Origin of the sequence: Streptomyces incanus (genome assembly GCF_042656345.1) — a bacterium.
Taxonomy (GTDB): domain Bacteria; phylum Actinomycetota; class Actinomycetes; order Streptomycetales; family Streptomycetaceae; genus Streptomyces; species Streptomyces incanus.
Map to the genome: position 1 here is coordinate 51,209 of NZ_JBHSPC010000037.1, position 18,728 is coordinate 69,936.

12 protein-coding genes and 1 pseudogene are annotated in these 18,728 nt (G+C 73.2%); 5 read left to right on the plus strand and 8 right to left on the minus strand.

Translation table 11 applies throughout. From position 1 onward, the window contains the following. Positions 1-31 precede the first annotated feature (31 nt). A pseudogene (locus tag ACFP2V_RS14565) lies at positions 32-471 on the plus strand (FHA domain-containing protein); the annotation flags it as partial. Between the two features lie 216 nt (positions 472-687). Here the strand turns inward: ACFP2V_RS14565 and purH are convergent. Beyond that, entirely contained in the window at positions 688-2,274 is a 1,587-nt protein-coding gene (purH, locus tag ACFP2V_RS14570; protein ID WP_381211132.1) for a bifunctional phosphoribosylaminoimidazolecarboxamide formyltransferase/IMP cyclohydrolase, read from the minus strand. Further along, positions 2,271-2,909, minus strand: a complete 639-nt coding sequence (purN, locus tag ACFP2V_RS14575; protein WP_381211135.1) for a phosphoribosylglycinamide formyltransferase — start codon at positions 2,907-2,909, stop codon at positions 2,271-2,273. The genes purH and purN overlap by 4 nt, the downstream gene beginning before the upstream one ends. A 404-nt stretch (positions 2,910-3,313) precedes the next feature. Here purN and ACFP2V_RS14580 point away from each other — a divergent pair, with 404 nt between their 5' ends. Further along, positions 3,314-4,105 (plus strand): hypothetical protein, encoded by a 792-nt coding sequence (locus ACFP2V_RS14580; protein WP_381211138.1) that lies wholly within the window; start codon positions 3,314-3,316, stop codon positions 4,103-4,105. A gap of 56 nt (positions 4,106-4,161) precedes the next feature. Here ACFP2V_RS14580 and ACFP2V_RS14585 read toward each other — a convergent pair whose 3' ends face one another. Next, entirely contained in the window at positions 4,162-5,820 is a 1,659-nt protein-coding gene (locus ACFP2V_RS14585; protein ID WP_381211140.1) for a cell division protein PerM, read from the minus strand. Between the two features lie 96 nt (positions 5,821-5,916). On the opposite strand from ACFP2V_RS14585, the gene ACFP2V_RS14590 reads away from it, so the two are divergent. Next, positions 5,917-7,125 carry a helix-turn-helix domain-containing protein gene (locus tag ACFP2V_RS14590; protein ID WP_381211143.1) on the plus strand — a complete coding sequence of 403 codons (1,209 nt, stop codon included), beginning with the start codon at positions 5,917-5,919 and terminating at the stop codon, positions 7,123-7,125. Between the two features lie 104 nt (positions 7,126-7,229). On the opposite strand, the gene sucD is transcribed toward ACFP2V_RS14590, so the two are convergent. The 5 genes from sucD to ACFP2V_RS14615 form a co-directional block, all read right to left on the minus strand. Beyond that, positions 7,230-8,114 (minus strand): succinate--CoA ligase subunit alpha, encoded by an 885-nt coding sequence (gene sucD, locus ACFP2V_RS14595; RefSeq protein ID WP_381211146.1) that lies wholly within the window; start codon positions 8,112-8,114, stop codon positions 7,230-7,232. A 21-nt stretch (positions 8,115-8,135) separates the two neighbouring features. After that, on the minus strand, positions 8,136-9,314 hold the full coding sequence (gene sucC, locus ACFP2V_RS14600) for an ADP-forming succinate--CoA ligase subunit beta (protein WP_381211149.1): 1,179 nt from the start codon (positions 9,312-9,314) through the stop codon (positions 8,136-8,138). Between the two features lie 1,028 nt (positions 9,315-10,342). Further along, on the minus strand, positions 10,343-11,524 hold the full coding sequence (locus ACFP2V_RS14605; protein WP_381211151.1) for a VWA domain-containing protein: 1,182 nt from the start codon (positions 11,522-11,524) through the stop codon (positions 10,343-10,345). Positions 11,525-11,646: 122 nt separating this feature from the next. Then, the gene (locus ACFP2V_RS14610) at positions 11,647-14,106 is read right to left on the minus strand and encodes a DUF5682 family protein (protein WP_381211471.1); all 2,460 of its coding nucleotides are present in this window, start codon (positions 14,104-14,106) and stop codon (positions 11,647-11,649) included. Positions 14,107-14,185: 79 nt separating this feature from the next. Further along, positions 14,186-15,325: an ATP-binding protein gene (locus ACFP2V_RS14615; protein ID WP_381211154.1), complete on the minus strand. Its 1,140-nt coding sequence runs from the start codon at positions 15,323-15,325 to the stop codon at positions 14,186-14,188. A gap of 132 nt (positions 15,326-15,457) precedes the next feature. On the opposite strand from ACFP2V_RS14615, the gene ACFP2V_RS14620 reads away from it, so the two are divergent. Together ACFP2V_RS14620 and ACFP2V_RS14625 are read left to right on the plus strand one after the other, a co-directional pair. Beyond that, positions 15,458-16,816: an SWIM zinc finger family protein gene (locus ACFP2V_RS14620; protein WP_381211157.1), complete on the plus strand. Its 1,359-nt coding sequence runs from the start codon at positions 15,458-15,460 to the stop codon at positions 16,814-16,816. A 271-nt stretch (positions 16,817-17,087) separates the two neighbouring features. Next, complete coding sequence (locus ACFP2V_RS14625) at positions 17,088-18,650, plus strand: DUF5691 domain-containing protein (protein ID WP_381211474.1); 1,563 nt, start codon at positions 17,088-17,090, stop codon at positions 18,648-18,650. Positions 18,651-18,728 lie beyond the last annotated feature (78 nt).

An 18,728-nucleotide genomic window follows, 5' to 3' on the forward strand; every position in this document is an offset into this window, starting at 1 on the left:
GGGGTGCCCCGTCGGACCGGGGCGACGCACCTTGTACAGCGTCATCGTCGTACCTCCGCCCACCCCGGGGGGTGCAGGACACCGCAGCGCACCACTCCGGCTCGCCCCGGGCGAACGCCTCGCCTTCGGCCGGGCCGCACAGGTCGACGACCTCCGTATCGACCACGACGGGGTCTCCCGCCGGGCCGGTACGATCACCGCCCAGGACGCCTTCTGGGTGCTGAGCGGTTTCAGCCAGGACCGGACGTACGGGGGCGGGAACCCGGAGGGTGCGGGCGAGCACGTCACGGTGGGGTCGGGGCGGCCGGACGCGCCGGTGCCGTTCGAGTTCTCGCGCGTGATGCCGTCCGCCTCGGGCGACCCGCTGCCTTCGATGCCTGGGCACCGCGCCACGTCTTCCGCAGCGTCGAGCGCCACGGCCCGGCCGGCGCCGTCACCGACCCGGCGTTCACCCTCGACCGCACCGAGCGGACTTCGCCGGGACGCCCGTGTGCGTGGCGCCCGGGGAACCGGTGACCCTGCCGGGGCTCCGGGCCCGCTCGCACCGCTGGGTGGACAGCTGCTGACCCGAACCGTGCCTGCCGCGGATCGTGTCCCTCGGGGGACACGACATGCCCGTGCCCCGGGCGGCCGTCGGGCCGCCCGGGGCACGGGCATGTCGTGTCGTGTCGCCGGACGGCGTGGCGCTCAGTGGAAGAAGTGCCGCGTCCCCGTGAAGTACATCGTCACACCGGCCTTGTTCGCTGCCTCGACGACCTGCTCGTCGCGGACCGAACCGCCCGGCTGGACCACGGCCCTGACGCCGGCCCCGGTGAGGATCTCCAGGCCGTCCGGGAAGGGGAAGAAGGCGTCGGACGCGGCGAAGGAACCGGCCGCGCGTTCGACGCCCGCCCGCTCCACCGCGAGCTTCGCCGAGTCGACCCGGTTGACCTGGCCCATGCCGACGCCGACCGACGCACCGTCCTTGGCGAGCAGGATGGCGTTGGACTTCACGGCCCGGCACGCCTTCCACGCGAAGGCCAGCTGGGCCAGCTCCGCCTCGGACAGCGCCTCGCCGCTCGCCAGGGTCCAGTTCGCCGGGTCGTCGCCCTCGGCCTGGAGACGGTCGGCGACCTGGAGGAGGGCACCGCCGTCGATCGGCTTGACCTCGACCGGGGCGGCGGGGGCCTCGGGGGCGCGCAGCACGCGGATGTTCTTCTTCTTGGTGAGGGCCTCGAGGGCGCCCTCCTCGTAGTCCGGCGCGACGACGACCTCGGTGAAGATCTCGGCGACCTGCTCGGCCATCTCCCTGGACACCGGACGGTTGACCGCGATCACACCACCGAACGCGGACAGCGGGTCGCAGGCGTGCGCCTTGCGGTGCGCCTCGGCGACGTCCGCGCCGACCGCGATGCCGCACGGGTTGGCGTGCTTGATGATCGCGACGCACGGCTCGCTGTGGTCGTACGCGGCACGGCGGGCGGCATCCGTGTCCGTGTAGTTGTTGTACGACATCTCCTTGCCGTGCAGCTGCTCGGCCTCGGCCAGGCCGCCGCCCGCGGCGGAGCCGCCGATGGATGCGGTCGACGTGTAGAGGGCGGCGGGCTGGTGCGGGTTCTCGCCGTAGCGCAGGGTGCGGGCGCGGTCCCAGGTGGCGCCGAGGAAGTCGGGGAAGCGCGACTCGTCCACGGGGGCGTACTCGGAGGCGAACCAGGAAGCGACCGCCACGTCGTACGCGGCGGTGTGCCGGAAGGCCTCGGCGGCGAGCCGCTTGCGGGTGGTGAGGTCGAAGCCGCCGTCCTGCACCGCCGACAGGACGTCGGCGTAGCGGGCGGGGCTGGTCACCACGGCGACCGAGGGATGGTTCTTCGCCGCGGCGCGCACCATCGACGGTCCGCCGATGTCGATCTGCTCGACGCACTCGTCGGGCGTCGCGCCCGAGGCGACGGTCTCGCGGAACGGGTAGAGGTTCACCACGACCAGGTCGAACGGCTCCACACCCAGCTCGCCGAGCTGCTGCCGGTGGCTGTCGAGGCGCAGGTCGGCGAGGATACCGGCGTGGACCTTCGGGTGCAGGGTCTTGACGCGGCCGTCCAGGCACTCGGGGAAGCCGGTGAGCTCCTCGACCTTGGTGACGGGAAGGCCGGCGGCGGAGATGCGGCCGGCGGTGGACCCGGTGGAGACGAGTTCCACGCCGGCCTCGTGCAGGCCGCGCGCGAGGTCCTCGAGGCCGGTCTTGTCGTAGACGCTGACGAGCGCCCGTCGGATGGCCCGCTTGTTGCTCTCGGCGGTCACTGGATAACTACCTTTCGTCCCTCAATGCGATAGCCGTTGCGGGCGAGCCGCCCCACGACCTCGACGAGCAGCCTTCGCTCGACTTCCTTGATGCGCTCGTGCAGCGCGCTCTCGTCGTCCTCGTCCCGGACCTCCACCACGCCCTGCGCGATGATCGGCCCGGTGTCGACGCCGTCGTCGACGAAGTGGACGGTGCAGCCGGTGACCCTGGCGCCGTACGCGAGCGCGTCCCGTACGCCGTGGGCTCCGGGAAAACTGGGCAGCAGGGCAGGGTGGGTGTTGACGAACCGCCCGCCGAAGCGCGCGAGGAACTCCTTGCCCACGATCTTCATGAACCCGGCGGAGACCACAAGGTCGGGCTCATGGGCGGCAACGGCCTCGGCGAGCGCCGCGTCCCACTCCTGGCGGGTGGCGAAGTCCCCGACCCGGCACACGAAGGTCGGCAGCCCGGCGCGCTCGGCGCGGGCGACCCCCTCGATGCCCCCGCGGTCGGCGCCGACGGCCACGACCTCGGCTCCGTACGCCTCGGCGCCGACGGCGCCGATCTCGTCGAGGAGTGCCTGAAGGTTGGTGCCGGATCCGGAGACCAGTACGACGAGACGCCTGGCGCGCTCGGCCACGGGCTTGGCGGCCACGGTGGGGCCCTTTCTCGGGGAGCGCTGGTGCGGCCGGAGACCAGCACTTTGTACATTCATACGAACGCTTCGCACCCTCGGATACGGGGAAGCCTACGAAGCGGCCGACCGCCAGCAACGATACCGGCACAGGGAGCGGCCCCCACGGGACGGGGGCGTGGCCGGAAGGTAGCGTCTGGGAAGAGCCGGTTCGGGAACGCCCGGGAACGTCCGGTCACCCGGGAACGCCACCTGCGCACCGGGCGTTCACAGGACAAGGTGCCGAGACCTAGAAGCGGACGGGAATGCTCCGGCTCAGCCGTGCATGTCCAGCCCGTCGAGCAGTAGCCGTAGAAGCAGTAATCGAGCATTAGTCGTCACAGTCGTAACTTGATTGACTTGATTAAGGGGAAGACGCTCACTTGATGCCGGACCGCAGCCTGCGATTCCTCACGTTCCCCCAGCCGTCGGTGCAGGGAGGGGAGCGTGGCGCCGTGCTGCTGCGGGAGCGCCCCTCCTCGCCGCCCGAGACGCCCCAGGGCGAGGGCAGCGACAGGCACCGTGGCTCCGAGGAGAACAATCCGTTCGCGCCGCCACCAGAGGGGTCTCCCGACCAGCCCTGGCAGCCCCGGCACCCTTCCGGCGACGAGGGCGGTGACGACGACCGGGGAGACAACGGCAGCCGCTCCCACTGGGGCGGGCGGTGGAGCGACCGGCAGCCCGGCCGTTCCTCCGGTGGCTTCGGCGAGCGCCCGCGCGGTCCGGAGGGCCAGGGCGGTGGAGCCGGCGGCCCTCAACGCCCCGGTCCACGCTGGGATCCCACGGATCCGGCCCAGCGCCGGGCGCGTTACTCCCTGCTGTCCGGTATGTGGGCCTTCTTCTTCGCCCTGTTCGGCTGGCCGTACGTCGCGCTGCTGCTGGGTGCGCTCGCCGTGTACTGGGCCGTCAGCGCCCTACGGGCCAAGCCCCGCGCGGCCTCCGACCCCGACGCCCCGGCGCCGCCCGAGCAGACGGGCCGCCCGCAGACCACGGCCGCGGTGAGCGGGTTGGTCACGGCCTCCCTGGCTCTCATCCTGGTCGCCGTCAGCTTCACGGCGAAGGTCGTCTACCAGGATTACTACACATGCACGAGTGACGCCCTCACTCAGCAGTCCAAGGAGTCCTGCAACAACCTCCTGCCGGACGAGCTCCGGAACCTGCTCGGGACGGCCGAATGACGGCCGAATGACGGCCGACCGGCCGCCGCCCCCGCTTCCCGAAGCCGCCCCCCGCCCTACTGGGCGGGGGGCGGCTTCGGGGTTTCGGGAGCGGTGGGGAGAGCACTCTCAGGGAGGGCACGGCTGAGGGGGCCACGGCTGATGAGGGGGTCACGGTCGGGGACGGGGTCCGCCGGAAGGAGGTCGTAGGGGCCGGCGGCGCCCCGGAGCCGTCGGCCGCCCGCCGTCGCGCCGGTGTCGCCCTCCGGCGACCCCCGGCGCAGGCTGCCGATCTTCGGGATCCGTGCCCACGCGCCCACCCGCACCCCTGTCCACAGCCCCTCGTCCGCGCCCGCCGGTGCCCGCTCCGCCCGTTCGCTCCGGGGTGTGCGACACCGCCAGGCCCGTACCGCCAGGGCCGTCACCGTGGCCACCAGCCCGATCCACACCAGCGTCGCGCCCCCCGTCCGCCACCACACCGGTCCGAACCGGGAGAGCGCGGCAACCCCCATCGGCCCGCCCGCCAACGCGGCGAGCATCGCCAGCAGGGCCGCACACAGCGCCGCCGCCACTCCGGCGACACCGGCCGTCCGGCCCGGTGACCAGACCGCGTCCGGCCCCTGTCCCGACCGCTCGCCTCCGGGCTCCACCGGGTGCCCGGCCGTCGTGGCGCCCTTCGCGACGTACCATCCCGCCACCGCCCCGGCTGCCAACGGCACCGTCCCGGCCGCCCAGTTCACCGGCGTCCCCGCCCCCGCGTCGGGCACCGCCGCAAGGAGCGGGAACGCGGGCAGCAGTGGGGCCGGTGAGGCGGAGAGCGGTGTCACGGCATGGCCAACGCCGAGGAGGAACCCGGGGCCCAGGGCGTACGACGCCGCCCACACCGCCGCGTTCGGCAGCAGGGTGACGCCGAGCAGCAGCACCGCGACCCGCCCCGACCACCCCTCCGTCAGCCGCAGGAAGGCCACCTGGGTCTCGCCGCCGTGCCACAGCAGTGACATCGTCAGCAGCAGCGCCCCGCCGCCGACGAGCACCGCCGCCCCGGCCGCCGCCGCGCGCGTCGCGACGCCGCGGCGTCCGTCCGGGCCGAGGAGCAGATGGCGTACGCCCCTCGGCAGCAGCGCACCCACGGCCCGTTCCAGTGGCCCTCGCGGGCAGCCGTACGCCCGCCACACCCCCACGCCCGCGGCCACCACCGCGACCAGCGGCACGCACACGCCGACCGACGCCCACACCGGCCGCAGCTCACCGCCAGCGGCGTAGAACACGGCGGGCGTGCTGACGGCCAGGTAGCCGAGGACGACGCCCGCCCAGGCCGTCGGGCCGTCGACGAGCGGGGCGTCGTCCGACGCATCCGACGAGTCCGACGCACCCCCGTCGGTGGCGTCGCGGGCCGCCCGGTGCAGCAGCCACACCGGGAGCGCGAGCAGCAGCAACGGCGGGACGCCGAGTGGGGCCGGCACGCCGGAGAGCGTGTCGGTGCGGACCAGTTCGGCACCGTGCGCCAGCAGCCACAGCGCCGCCGCGGTGTTCAGCGCGCCGTCGGGACCGCTGTCCGGGTACGGCGAGCTGATCCACAGCAGCATCACGAGCATGGCGAACGCGGCGAGCCCGAGCCCCGCCGCGAGGGCGCCGCCGAGAAGGGCGGAGCCCAGCCCTGGCGAGCGGTCGCGCATCCGGGTGAGCAGAAGGGTCGGCCTCATTCGGCGAGCGGTCGTCTGGATCACACCCGCCATGCTCCCAACGACACGCGCTTTCCCCGCGTAACAGGAGAAGTACCGCTGTGTCGCTCAATATATAGTTATGTACTTTTTCGCACTAAGGGGTGTCCTGTGACCCGGAGCCCTGCCGCCCCCCTCCCCCCGCCCGAGGAACGCCGACGCCTTCGTGAGTCCCACTCGCTGACCCTGGCTCAGCTCGCCCGGCGGGTCGGCGTCAGCCGCGAGAAGGTACATGCGTGGGAGTCCGGCCGCACCGCACCGCGCGGCCGGAAGGGGGAGGCGTACGCGAAGCTGCTGACCACCACCACTTCGACGAAACCCGAGCCCACCGGGCAGCAGGGATCCCCGGAGCCCTCCGAACACACCGAGGCCTCCGAAGCCTCCGAACTCATCAAGTCGGCCAAGTGCTCGGCGCGTTCGATCAAGCCTCCCGCGCGCTCTGCCGGACGGGGCCTCCTGCGGCCGCCCGCCCGGTCCGCCCGGTCCGGCCGGTCCGTTCAGGAGGAGGCGGCCGATCCCACCCCCCTGACGCCCGCTCAGGCATTCGATGCCCTGTATGCCCTCTGCGCCCCGGCGCTCGTACGACAGGCGTATCTACTGTCCGGCCGTCGCCACCTGGCGCGCGAATCAGTCGAGCGGGCCTTCCAACTGGCCTGGGACCGCTGGCCCGAGGTGGCCCGCGACCGCGACCCGGCCGGCTGGGTGCGCGCGGCGGCGTACGAGTGGGCACTCGCCCCGTGGCACCGGTTCCGGCCCCGCCACCGGCGCCCGGGACCACCGCCCTCGCAGCCCTCCGACCGCGCGCTGCTGGACGTCCTGCTGCACCTGCCGCCGCCGTACCGCCGCACGGTCGTGCTCTACGACGGTGTCGGCCTCGACCTGCCGGAGACCGCGGCGGAGACGGAGGCGAGCACGCCCGCGACCGCGGGCCGCCTGCTGCACGCCCACGAGATCCTCGCGGCCCGGCTGCCGGAACTGTCGGATCCGCTCGTACTGCACCAACGGCTGACCGAACTGGCCTCCACCGCGCACCTCCGGTCGGCCGGACCGCCGGAGGTGCGCGAGGGCAGCGAGCGCAGGGCCCGCTTCTGGACCCGGGCCGCCATCGCCTTCACGCTCACCCTGATCGGCGCCACCGCGTTCACCCTGCGCACGGCTCCCACCCGCTACGACCCGCCGGTGCCGCTCGGCGAGACAGTCCAGGGGGTGCCGGCGGGCGTGGCGCCGGGACCCCTCTCGGACAAGGAGCGGAAGCTGCGCACCAAGCTCCGCGAGGAACTGCTGCACGGCCCGGAGCGGCTGGCACCGCAGTCATGGTGACGGCCTCGGGCCTGGACCCGGTTCAGGTTCAGGTTCCGCGTCCGGAACAACGGATGGGCCCGTTCCCCCAGGGGGAACGGGCCCATCCGTTGTTCCGCGGCCGATCAGCCCGCGAGGATCTCGCGCGCCAGCTTGGCCGTCTCGGTCGGCGTCTTGCCGACCTTGACGCCCGCGGCCTCGAGGGCCTCCTGCTTCGCCTGGGCGGTACCGGACGAACCGGAGACGATGGCGCCGGCGTGGCCCATGGTCTTGCCCTCGGGCGCGGTGAAGCCCGCGACGTAGCCGACGACCGGCTTCTTCACGTTCTCCTTGATGTACGCCGCCGCCCGCTCCTCGGCGTCGCCGCCGATCTCGCCGATCATCACGATCAGGTCGGTGTCGGGGTCGGCCTCGAACGCGGCCAGCGCGTCGATGTGGGTCGTGCCGATGACCGGGTCGCCACCGATGCCTACGGCCGAGGAGAAGCCGATGTCACGCAGCTCGTACATCATCTGGTACGTCAGCGTGCCGGACTTCGAGACCAGGCCGATGCGGCCCGGCTTGGTGATGTCGCCCGGGATGATGCCGGCGTTCGACTGGCCCGGGCTGATCAGACCGGGGCAGTTCGGGCCGATGATCCGGGTCTTGTTGCCCTGCGACACGGCGTACGCGTAGAACGCGGCCGAGTCGTGGACCGCGATGCCCTCGGTGATGACGACCGCGAGCGGGATCTCGGCGTCGATGGCCTCGACGACGGCGGCCTTCGCGAACGCCGGCGGTACGAAGAGGACGGATACGTTCGCGCCCGTCTTCTCGATCGCCTCGGCGACCGTACCGAAGACCGGGATCTCGTTGCCGTCGATGTCGACGGAGGTGCCCGCCTTGCGCGGGTTCACACCGCCGACGACGTTCGTGCCGTCGGCCAGCATGAGCCTGGTGTGCTTCATGCCCGTGGCACCGGTCATGCCCTGGACGATGACCTTGGAATCCTTGTTGAGGAAAATAGCCATGGCTGTTTAGTCCCTCGTCCCTTACTTCGCAGCCGCGAGCTCGGCGGCCTTGTCGGCCGCGCCGTCCATGGTGTCCACGCGCTGCACGAGCGGGTGGTTGGCGTCGGAGAGGATCCTGCGACCCAGTTCGGCGTTGTTGCCGTCCAGACGCACGACCAGCGGCTTGGTGACTTCCTCGCCCCTGTCCGCGAGCAGCTGCAGCGCCTGCACGATGCCGTTGGCGACCTCGTCGCAGGCGGTGATGCCACCGAAGACGTTGACGAACACGGACTTGACGTCCGGGTCGCCGAGAATGATCTCCAGGCCGTTCGCCATGACGGCGGCGGAGGCGCCACCGCCGATGTCGAGGAAGTTGGCGGGCTTCACGCCGCCGTGCGCCTCACCGGCGTAGGCGACGACGTCCAGGGTGCTCATCACGAGCCCCGCGCCGTTGCCGATGATGCCGACCTCGCCGTCGAGCTTGACGTAGTTGAGGTTCTTCTCCTTGGCGGCAGCCTCCAGCGGGTTGGCCGCGGCCTTGTCGTGAAGCGCCTCGAAGTCGGGGTGACGGAACTCGGCGTTGTCGTCGAGGGTCACCTTGCCGTCGAGGGCGAGGACGTCACCGGAGACGACCTTGGCCAGCGGGTTGACCTCGACGAGGAGCGCGTCCTCGGCGATGAAGGTCTTCCACAGCGTGACGAGGACGTTGGCGACCTTGTCGGCCACCTCGGCCGGGAACTTCGCGGCCTCGACGATCTCGCGCGCCTTCTCGGGGGTCACGCCCTCGTTGGCGTCGATCGGCGTCTTGGCGACCGCCTCCGGACGGGTGGCCGCCACCTCCTCGATCTCCATGCCGCCCTCGACGGACGCGATGGAGAGGAAGGTGCGGTTGGCACGGTCGAGGAGGAAGGAGACGTAGTACTCCTCGACGATCTCCGGAGCGGTCTCGGCGATCATCACCTTGTGGACCGTGTGGCCCTTGATGTCCATGCCGAGAATGTCCGTCGCGCGAGCGACGGCCTCGTCCGGGGTTGCTGCCAGCTTCACGCCACCGGCCTTGCCGCGGCCACCGACCTTCACCTGCGCCTTGACGACGGACTTGCCGCCGAGACGCTCGGTGATCTCGCGCGCCGCCTCAGGCGTGTCGATGACTTCACCGGCCAGCACCGGTACATCGTGCTTGGCGAAGAGGTCCCTCGCCTGGTACTCGAACAGGTCCACGCGCTTCCGTCCCTATCAGTGATCTCGCGGTTCGTTGATGCGTGGGCGTGCCGCGAAGGGCAACGTGACGACGTCCGCTGTGTCACAAGGGAAGCGCACACGGTGACCGAGCGCGCGGCATGTCCACCTCGCAGGCTATAGCCGGTAGCGAGGCCTCTCGAAATCCCGGGGTCACACCTGAGCGGTGATACCTGTCACATGATGCCCGGATTGGTGACACAGAGTGCCATCTGTGAGCGGCCTCACCGGGCCGGGGCTACCCCGGCGAGGCCCTCCGCTCACCCAAAGAGGCGGGGATGTTCCTCCTCACCCCATCCCCGGGTTTGCGGCCGGACAAGCCGATGGCGTTCGGCCACCCCCGTCCGGAGGCCCCCTGGAACCTTCATTACTCGCGAGTCAGATTTCGTACGCACAGGCGGAGCGCGCCACACGGCGTGCGACACGAGGGGCGCGGAACGGCGCGCACGGGACGACCCGGTGTTCTTGCCGTACATGCCGTACATGCCGTACGTGCCGTACAGGGCATGCAGGACGTACGGACGGCGCGGGCGGAATCCGGCTGCGAGAGGGCTGGGGTGGACCGGGCCCGAGTGGCTCAGGCATCGGTGACCGGACCGGGAGGGGTCAGGGCTCGGGTGACCGCACGCAGAGGGGGTCGGGTCGACCCGGCCGGCGGGCCCCCGACACCGTGAGGGGTCCCGGACGGACATGGCCGGCCGAGGGGGCGCGGCCGGCCGTTGCGGGCCTGCCCGGGCGAGGGCGGCGGGGACGTCCCGGCCCCGGTACCGGGACCGCGTCTCGGTTTCATCGGCCTGTGGGGTGGCGCCGGGGCCGAGCAGGAGGCAAGGTCGGTGCCCCACAGTGGCAGCTCGGGCATCCCTGTGACGCGGGGTGCCGTGGTCGGCGGCGGTGCGGTTGCCCCCTCGCGCCGTCCGGGTTCCCGCCGGGGGCGCGGAAAGCGGGGGTCGGTTCGCGGCGCGGGGTGCGCCGCGCCGCCTCCCCCTCCCTCCCCGTTTCTCACGCCCCCCTCACACCGGGTCCGGTACCGGCAGCGGCCGTTTCTCGATCGCCGCGGCCATCACCTCCGGGAACAGGTCGGGCGTACAGGCGAACGCCGGCGCGCCCAGTGCGGCAAGTGCGGCCGCGTGCTCCCGGTCGTAGGCCGGCGCCCCCTCGTCGGACAGCGCCAGCAGTGTCACGAACTGCACCCCGGACGCCTTCATCGCCGCGACCCGTTTGAGCATCTCGTCGCGGATGCCCCCTTCGTAGAGGTCGCTGACGAGTACGACCACCGTCTCCACCGGCCGGGTGATCTGCGACTGGCAGTACGCCAGCGCCCGGTTGATGTCCGTACCGCCGCCGAGTTGGGTCCCGAAGATCACGTCGACGGGGTCGTCGAGCTGGTCCGTGAGGTCGACGACAGCCGTGTCGAACACGACGAGCCGCGTGTCGATCGACCGCATGGACGCGAGGACCGTCCCGAACACCGACGCGTAGACGACGGAGGCCGCCATCGACCCGGACTGGTCGATGCAGAGGACGACCTCCTTCTTCACCGACCGTGCGGCACGCCCGTAGCCGATGAGCCGCTCGGGCACGACTGTCCGGTACTCGGGGAGGTAGTGCTTGAGGTTGGCCGCGATGGTGCGGTTCCAGTCGATGTCGTGGTGGCGGGGCCGGTTGACGCGGGCGCTCCGGTCGAGGGCACCGGTGAGGGTGGCCCGGGTGCGGGTGGCGAGCCGTTTCTCCAGTTCGTCGACGATCTTGCGGACGACAGCCCGTGCGGTCTCCTTCGTCGTCTCCGGCATCGCCTTGTTGAGCGACATCAGGGTGCCCACGAGGTGGACGTCGGCCTCGACCGCCTCCAGCATCTCCGGTTCCAGGAGGAGGGTGGCGAGCCCCAGCCGGTCGATGGCGTCGCGCTGCATGATCTGGACGACGGAGGACGGGAAGTAGGTCCGAATGTCCCCGAGCCAGCGCGCCACCGACGGCGCGGACGCCCCCAGCCCCGCCGAACGCTCCTGCCCTGCCTGCGGCTTGCTTCCCTTCCGCGACCCGTCCTCCTTCCCGTAGAGCGCGGTGAGCGCTCCGTCCATGGCGGCGTCCTGCCCGGACAGACTGCATCCGGTGCCGTCCGCCGCGCCCCCGCCCAGCGCCAGCCGCCACCGCCGCAGCCGCTCCTGCTCCACGTCCGTCACCGCAGTCGGCATGTGTCCCTCCTTCGTCCTGTGATCCTTCGCGCCGTCGTCCTTCGTGCCGGGGTCTTCGTCCTGTGCGCGTACGTCCTCTGCGCGTGGGCCCTGCGGCGGTGCGCCTTGCTGCCGTACGTCGGTCATCGCGCCGCCCCGGCCAGGCCGGCGAGCGCGTCCCCGCCGCCTTCACCGCCCCGGGTGTCCTCGTCCAGGCCGAGCAGCAGCCGCACCACGGGCAGGACCGCGTCCGCGCGACCGGAGTCGAGGCCGGACGCGAACCCGGGGGCCCTGAAACCGGTGGCCGCCGAGCCGCTCGGCGCCCCCGGTCCGCGCCGGACCAGCTCACCCAGCGTGCGCCGAACCCCGGACTCGTACGCCGAGAACGTCCGCCGCAGCAGCGGCAGTACGTCCGTGAACGCCTCCGCCGGCACACCCGTCAGCCACGCGTCGACCAGTCCGAGGAGCCGCTCGTCGTGGACGAGGAGCAGGCCGCCGCCCGAGCCTCCGCCGACGAAACCCTCGATCCACGCCGCCGCGTCCGCCGGTGCCGTGCCCGGCGATGCCAGCACCAGCCCCAGCTGCCGGGCCGCCTCGTTCTGCGCCAGCTCCCCGTCGTCCAGCAGCAGGCGAACGGACCGCCCCCGTATCACCCCGGGCACTGTGTCCCGCGTCGCCAGCGTGCGCAGCACCGACGCCCAGCGGACACGCAGATCCCCGTGGCCCGGTGCGGGCGCGTCGCCGAGGAGACCGACCGCCCGGTGCACCGCGTCGAGATGGCGCCGCATCTCGTCGGCGGCGTCCGCGTCCAGCCCGGCACACGCCGGTGGCAGGCCGACCAGGATCCGCTCCGCCAGCCCGGCGGCGACCTCCGCGAGCGCCGCGGTGCCGGTGCCGCGCACATCGCCGTAGCGCAGCGAGCGGACCAGGGCCGGCAGGGCCTGGGCAAGATGGCCGACGTCCGAGTCGAGGGCCGCGCGGTCGGCGAGTATCCGCATCACCGTCGGCAGAGCGTCGGGCAGTCCGGCCAGGAGGCAGCGTTCGGCGAGCCCGGTGACATCGGCCAGGCCCTGCGCTGCGACGGCGTCCGCCTCGGCCTTGGCGGTCGCGGCGGCGCGTACGGTCGTCCCCCATATCCCGGCCTCGGCGACCCGCACGGACAGTTCCGGTTCCCAGCGCAGCCGCCAGGTCTCCCGGAAGGTGCCCGTGCTCCCGTACGAGGCCGTCGGCTCCCCCCAGTCCACGGCGAGCAGCCGCAGCCGGTGCAGCAGTGCGCTGCGCTCCCCGTCGGTCTCCTTGCGCAGGTCGAGTTCCAGCTCGCGCTCCGCGGCCTCGGGCTTCAGCCGCAGTCTGCGCCGGGTCCGCGTGAGGTCCCGCTGGAGGGGCACCGCGGGGGCCGCCGCCGGCACCTCCCCGAGCACGTCACCGACGATCAGCCGGTCGTGCACCAGCGCCGGCGGCACGTCGGAGCCCTCGCACATCACCGCCCGTACCGCGTCGGTCGTCTCGCCCAGTCCGGGCAGGGGCCGGCCGCGCATCGCGGCGAGCGTGTACGCCAGCCGTACCGCCTCGATGACATGGGCGGAGGACACGATCCGGTCCTCGGCCCGCAGCAGCCCCGCCACCTTGGTCATCCACCGCTCGACGGGCCGGTCCACCGCGCCGAACAGATGGCCGTACCAGCCGGGCGAGTCGATGCCCGCGCCGTATCCGCTGGAGCGGGACAGCCTGCGGTTCGTCCACGGCACCCAGGTCATGTCCGCCCTGACCTTCGGCAGCCCTTTCAGCAGTGCCCGGTCGGCGGCGACGGTGGCCCTCCGCCGCAACGCGGGCACATGCCAGGCACCGCAGACGACGGCCACACCGCCCCCGAACTCGCGCTGCGCCGCCCGGATCCGGAGCCGCATGTACGCCTCGCGCACAAGGTCCTGCCTCGGCGCCATGGGAGAACCCGAGGCGGAATCCGGGTCCCGGTCGTGTCCCTCGCCCCCGTATTCCTCCCGCAGCGCCGTCATGGCCTCCTCCAGGGCAGTGAACGGTGCGAGCGCGTCGCCCGTCCCGCCCACGCCCCGGTGCTCGACGACGTCCTCCCACCACCGCTCGGCGTCGTCGTACCCGGCGGCCTCGGCCAGCACCCCGAGCGGATCGATCCCCGCCCCGCCGCCCGACCCGGCACCGGTCGCCCGCTCCCCGGCGTCTCCCTCGCCTGCCGTGCCTTCCTTGTCCGCCCCGCCCGCCTCCTCGTCCCTGCCCCAGGCCAGGCTGTGGGTGGCCGGCAGGTCGATGAAGCGGGCCGGGACGCCGTGCTCGAGCGCCCAGCGGATCGCGACCCACTCGGGGGAGAACTCGGCGAGCGGCCAGAACGCCGAGCGGCCGGGCTCGTCCACGGCATGGGCGAGCAGGGCAACCGGCGGACGCATGTCCTCGTCCGCGGCAAGTGGAATCAGATCATCCGCCTCGGGCGGGCCCTCGATCAGGACGACCTCCGGCCTGGTCTCCTCCAATGCGGCCCGCACCGCCCGCGCCGACCCCGGCCCGTGGTGCCGCACACCGAGCAGCAGCGGCCCCGCTCCCCGGCCGCCGGGCCGGTCCACGTCGCTCATGGCGCCCATGCCGTCCCCGCCCCCCTCGAAGCCTCGCCGGGCGGGCACGCCGGCTCCCGACGTGTCCCTCCCCCGCCGTTCACGCGCCGGCCTCCCGGCAGGCCCGGTAGAAGTCCGTCCAGCCGTCGCGCTCGCGGACGACGGTCTCCAGGTACTCCTGCCAGATGACGCGGTCCGCCGCCGGGTCGCGGACGACCGCGCCGTGAATGCCTGCCGCGACGTCCCCGGCCCGCAGCACGCCGTCGCCGAAGTGGGCTGCCAGCGCCAGCCCGTTGGTGACGACGGAGATCGCCTCGGCGGTCGACAGCGTGCCACTGGGCGACTTCAGCTTCGTCCGGCCGTCAGTGGTGACCCCGTCGCGCAGCTCGCGGAAGACGGTGACGACCCGGCGGATCTCGTCGATGCCGTCGGGCGCGGCCGGCAGGTCGAGGGAGCGGCCGATCTGGTCCACGCGGCGAGAGACGATGTCGACCTCCGCCTCGGGAGTCTCCGGCAGCGGCAGCACCACGGTGTTGAAACGGCGGCGCAGGGCGCTGGACAGGTCGTTGACCCCGCGGTCGCGGTCGTTGGCGGTGGCGATCAGGTTGAAGCCGCGGACCGCCTGCACCTCCTGGCCCAGTTCGGGAATCGGCAGTGTCTTCTCCGACAGGATCGTGATGAGCGTGTCCTGGACATCGGCCGGGATACGGGTCAGTTCCTCGACGCGGACCGTCATCCCGTCCGCCATCGCGCGCATGACGGGGCTGGGCACGAGGGCGTCGCGGCTGGGCCCGTGGGCGAGCAGCCGGGCGTAGTTCCAGCCGTAGCGGATGGCCTCCTCCGGGGTGCCGGCGGTGCCCTGGACCAACAGAGTGGAGTCGCCGCTGACCGCGGCGGCGAGGTGTTCGGACACCCAGGTCTTCGCGGTGCCGGGGACCCCGAGCAGGAGCAGCGCGCGATCGGTGGCCAGGGTGGTGACGGCGACCTCGACGATGCGGCGCGGGCCCACGTACTTGGGTGTGATCATGGTGCCGTCCGCCAGCGTGCCGCCGAGCAGGTAGGTCGCGACGGCCCACGGGGACAGCTTCCACCGGGCGGGCCGCGGACGGTCGTCCTGCGCGGCCAGTGCGGCGAGTTCGGCGGCGAAGGCGTCCTCGGCATGCGCCCGCAGGACCTCGGCCGCGGGCACGGAGCCGTGCCGACGCGGGTCGACGGATGTCGGTTCAACGGAGACAGTCATGGCGGAGTCCCCCTCCAGCTCAGCTGGTTCGGATCTGGTGACCACCCTGCACCACATCACTGACAATCGCTGTGACCTGGGCAAACGCAATCGCTGGGCCGATTGTCAGTGGTGGGATCTACCTTCGATGGCATGACTTTGCAGGGGGTGCGCCGGACCGCGGACCAGGTGCTGGCCTTGGCGCCCGACACCGCGTCGCGCAAGGCGGGAAGCAGACTCGGCGCAGCCGGTCCGTGGTCCGAGGCCGGCAGTTCGGGCGAGGGGGCGTTGTGGGGGCTGTGCAAGGGCAGCGGCAGCAAGCCGTACCGGACGGTGGTCGACCTCGCGGACGTCTCCGGGCCCGCGTACAAGTGCAGTTGCCCGAGTCGTAAGTTCCCGTGCAAACACGCGCTCGGTCTGCTGCTGCTCTGGGCGGGCGACGAAGGGGCGGTGCCGCAGGCGGAGGTGCCGGAGTGGGCCGGTCAGTGGATCGAGGGCAGGCGCGGGCGCGCAGAGCGGAAGAAGGCCACGGCCTCCCCGCCGGGTTCCTCGTCCGGGCCCGCCGATCCGGAGGCGGCCCGGCGCAGGGCGGAGCGGCGCGCCGAGCGGGTCACGGCGGGTGCGTCGGAGCTGGAGCAGCGGCTGGCGGACCTGCTCCGCGGCGGGCTGGCCATGGCGGAGCAGTCCGGGTACGGCCTGTGGGAGGAGACGGCGGCCCGGATGGTCGACGCTCAAGCGCAGGGACTGGCCGCCAGGGTGCGCGAGTTGGGGGCGGTTCCGGGCACGGGTCCGGGCTGGCCGGCCCGGCTGCTGGAGGAGTGCGCGCTGCTCCACCTCCTCGATCAGGGCTGGCTGCGTCGCGAGCGGCTGCCGGAGGGCCTGGCCGCGACGGTCCGCTCCCGCATCGGCCTGCAGGCCTCGGCGGACGGTCCGCCGGTGCGTGACCGCTGGCTGGTCCTCGCCCAGTACGACACGGCGGACGCGCGTCTGACGACCCGCCGGATCTGGCTGTACGGCACACAGTCGCGGCGCACCTCGCTGCTCCTCTCCTACGGCGCCGCGGGGCGTGCCCCCGAACCGGCGCTGCCGGTGGGGCTGGCCCTGGACGCGGAGCTGTCCGCCTATCCGGGCGCGGGGCAGGCGCGGGCGGCGCTGGGCGAGCGGTTCGCGCCGCCCGCCCCCACAGCCGAGCGGCCCCCCGGGACGACGACGACCCTGGCCACCGCCCGGTACGGCGACGCGCTGCGCGACGATCCCTGGCTGGATTCGGTGCCGGTGACCCTGGGCCGGGTGATACCGGTCCCGGACGGCGACTCCTGGCAGCTCGCGGACGCGGACGAGGACGCGGCCCTGCCGCTCACCCCGGCCGCGCGTTCCCGTCCCGGCCTGTGGCGTCTCGTCGCTCTCTCGGGCGGCGCTCCGGTCAAGGTCTTCGGCGAGTGCGGCCACCGGGGATTCACCCCTCTGTCGGCCTGGCCGGAGGGGTCTGGAGAGGTGGTGCCGCTGTGCTGAGCCGCCTCTCCAGGCCCCTCCCCGGCCGCTCCTCGGGCATCGCCGCACACCCGGTGCGCGAGACCCCTCGGCCCCTTGCTGACGTCCGCCGGAAAGGAACCTCGTGAACAGGACCGTCACCGCCGCGGCACCGTCCGGCCCGCACGCCACCGCTTCCTCCGGCCCGGCCTCGCACACCGCGGGCTCGACGGACACCTCGGACGGATCGAGCTCGGCGGCCTCGGCGGCCTCGTCCCTCCCGGACGTCTGGGAGGACCTCGTCACCACCGCCCTGCTGGGGACGGATCGCCGCACTCCGGCGGGCTCCGCCTCCGGTGCGAACGCCCCGGCGGCCCTGCTGGACGCAGCGGCCGCGGCGACCGTACGGCGCCGGGCCGGGCTGCGCCCTGCCAGGGCGGCCGAGCGTCCGCGGCCGGCGCCCGAGGACCCGCGCCCCCAGCTGCCGCCCGCCGCCGTCCGCCGGCTGACGATGCTGCTCACCGACCGCTCCGGCGCCTCCGGCGGTGGCCGCCGGGGTGCGGCACCGGATCTGCTGGAGCTGCTGCCCCAGTGGCTCGCGGCAGCGAACGCCCACGGTTTCGCGGCGCCCCCGCCGGCGCTGCCCGCGCTGCTCGACGCCGCGCGGGGGCGTACGGATCTACGGCCGGCGGCCCTGCGGCTCGCGGGGCCGCGGGGCCTGTGGCTGGCCCGTTTCAACCCGGACTGGCGGTTCGCCCTGCGCTCGGCGCCGGGTGGGGACACGTCGCTGCCGGGGCCCGGGACCACGGAGCGAGTCCTGCGGCTCTGGCAGGAGGGTCTCTTCGCGGAGCGGGTCACCCTGCTCTCCTCACTGCGCTCCCGCGAGCCCGCCGTCGCACGCGCACTGCTCGCGACGACCTGGGCGACGGAGCGGGCCGAGGACCGGCTGATGTTCCTCGACTCGCTGCGCACCCGCCTCGGCCCGGACGACGAGCCGTTCCTGGAGCAGTCGCTCGCCGACCGCAGCCGCAATGTACGGGCGACGGCCGCCGAGTTGCTCTCGGCGCTGCCCGGCTCGGCCCTCGCGCAGCGTATGGCGGTCCGGGCCGGGGCATGCGTGGCCGTGGACCACATGCGGGACGCTCCCATGCTCACGGTCGAGGCGCCGCACGAGTGCGACGCGGGCATGGAGCGGGACGGCGTGGTGGCCAAGGCTCCCGCGGGCCGGGGGGAACGGTCTTGGTGGCTGGGGCAGTTGGTGGAGGCAGCGCCTCTGGGTACGTGGTCGCGCCGACTCGGCGGGCGTACGCCGCAGCAGATCGTGGCCCTGCCGGTCGGGGACGACTGGCAAAGCGAGCTGCACGCGGCCTGGTGCCGCGCGGCGGTGCGCCAACGGGACGCCGAGTGGGCACAGGCACTGCTCGGCGAGCCCTCCGCCGCGGAGGCGGGCGGCCCGGGGGCGGTGTCCCTGGCCGAGCGCGCCAAGCTGCTCGGCACTCTGGCTGCCGCCGAACGGGCGGAGTGGGTGGCCGGGTTCATCGAGACACACGGGCTGCCGGACGCGTTCCAACTGCTCGGCGTGTGTGCGGTGCCGTGGGCACCGCCGCTCGGGCGTGCCGTGGTGGACGCTCTCAACATCGCACGGGACGCGGGGAGTTACCCCTGGAGTTTCAGCGGGGTCATGGGGCTGGCCGAGCGCTGCCTCGATCCCCTGGAGGCGAGTCACCTCGATGCGCTCCTGGCCGTGCCGGACGAGCCGGAGGACGCCTCACCGGGTGCCGGTGGCTACTGGTCGGAGGCCTTCCAGCGACTGGTCACCACCCTGCGCCTGCGCGCCGCGATGCTGGCGGAACTGAACCCGGCCGCCCAGCCCTGACACGCTCCCCCGTCACCATCCGCCGAACCCGGACCGCGCACCCGCCACAGGGCGGGGGCGAGGCCTCGGGGCCGACAG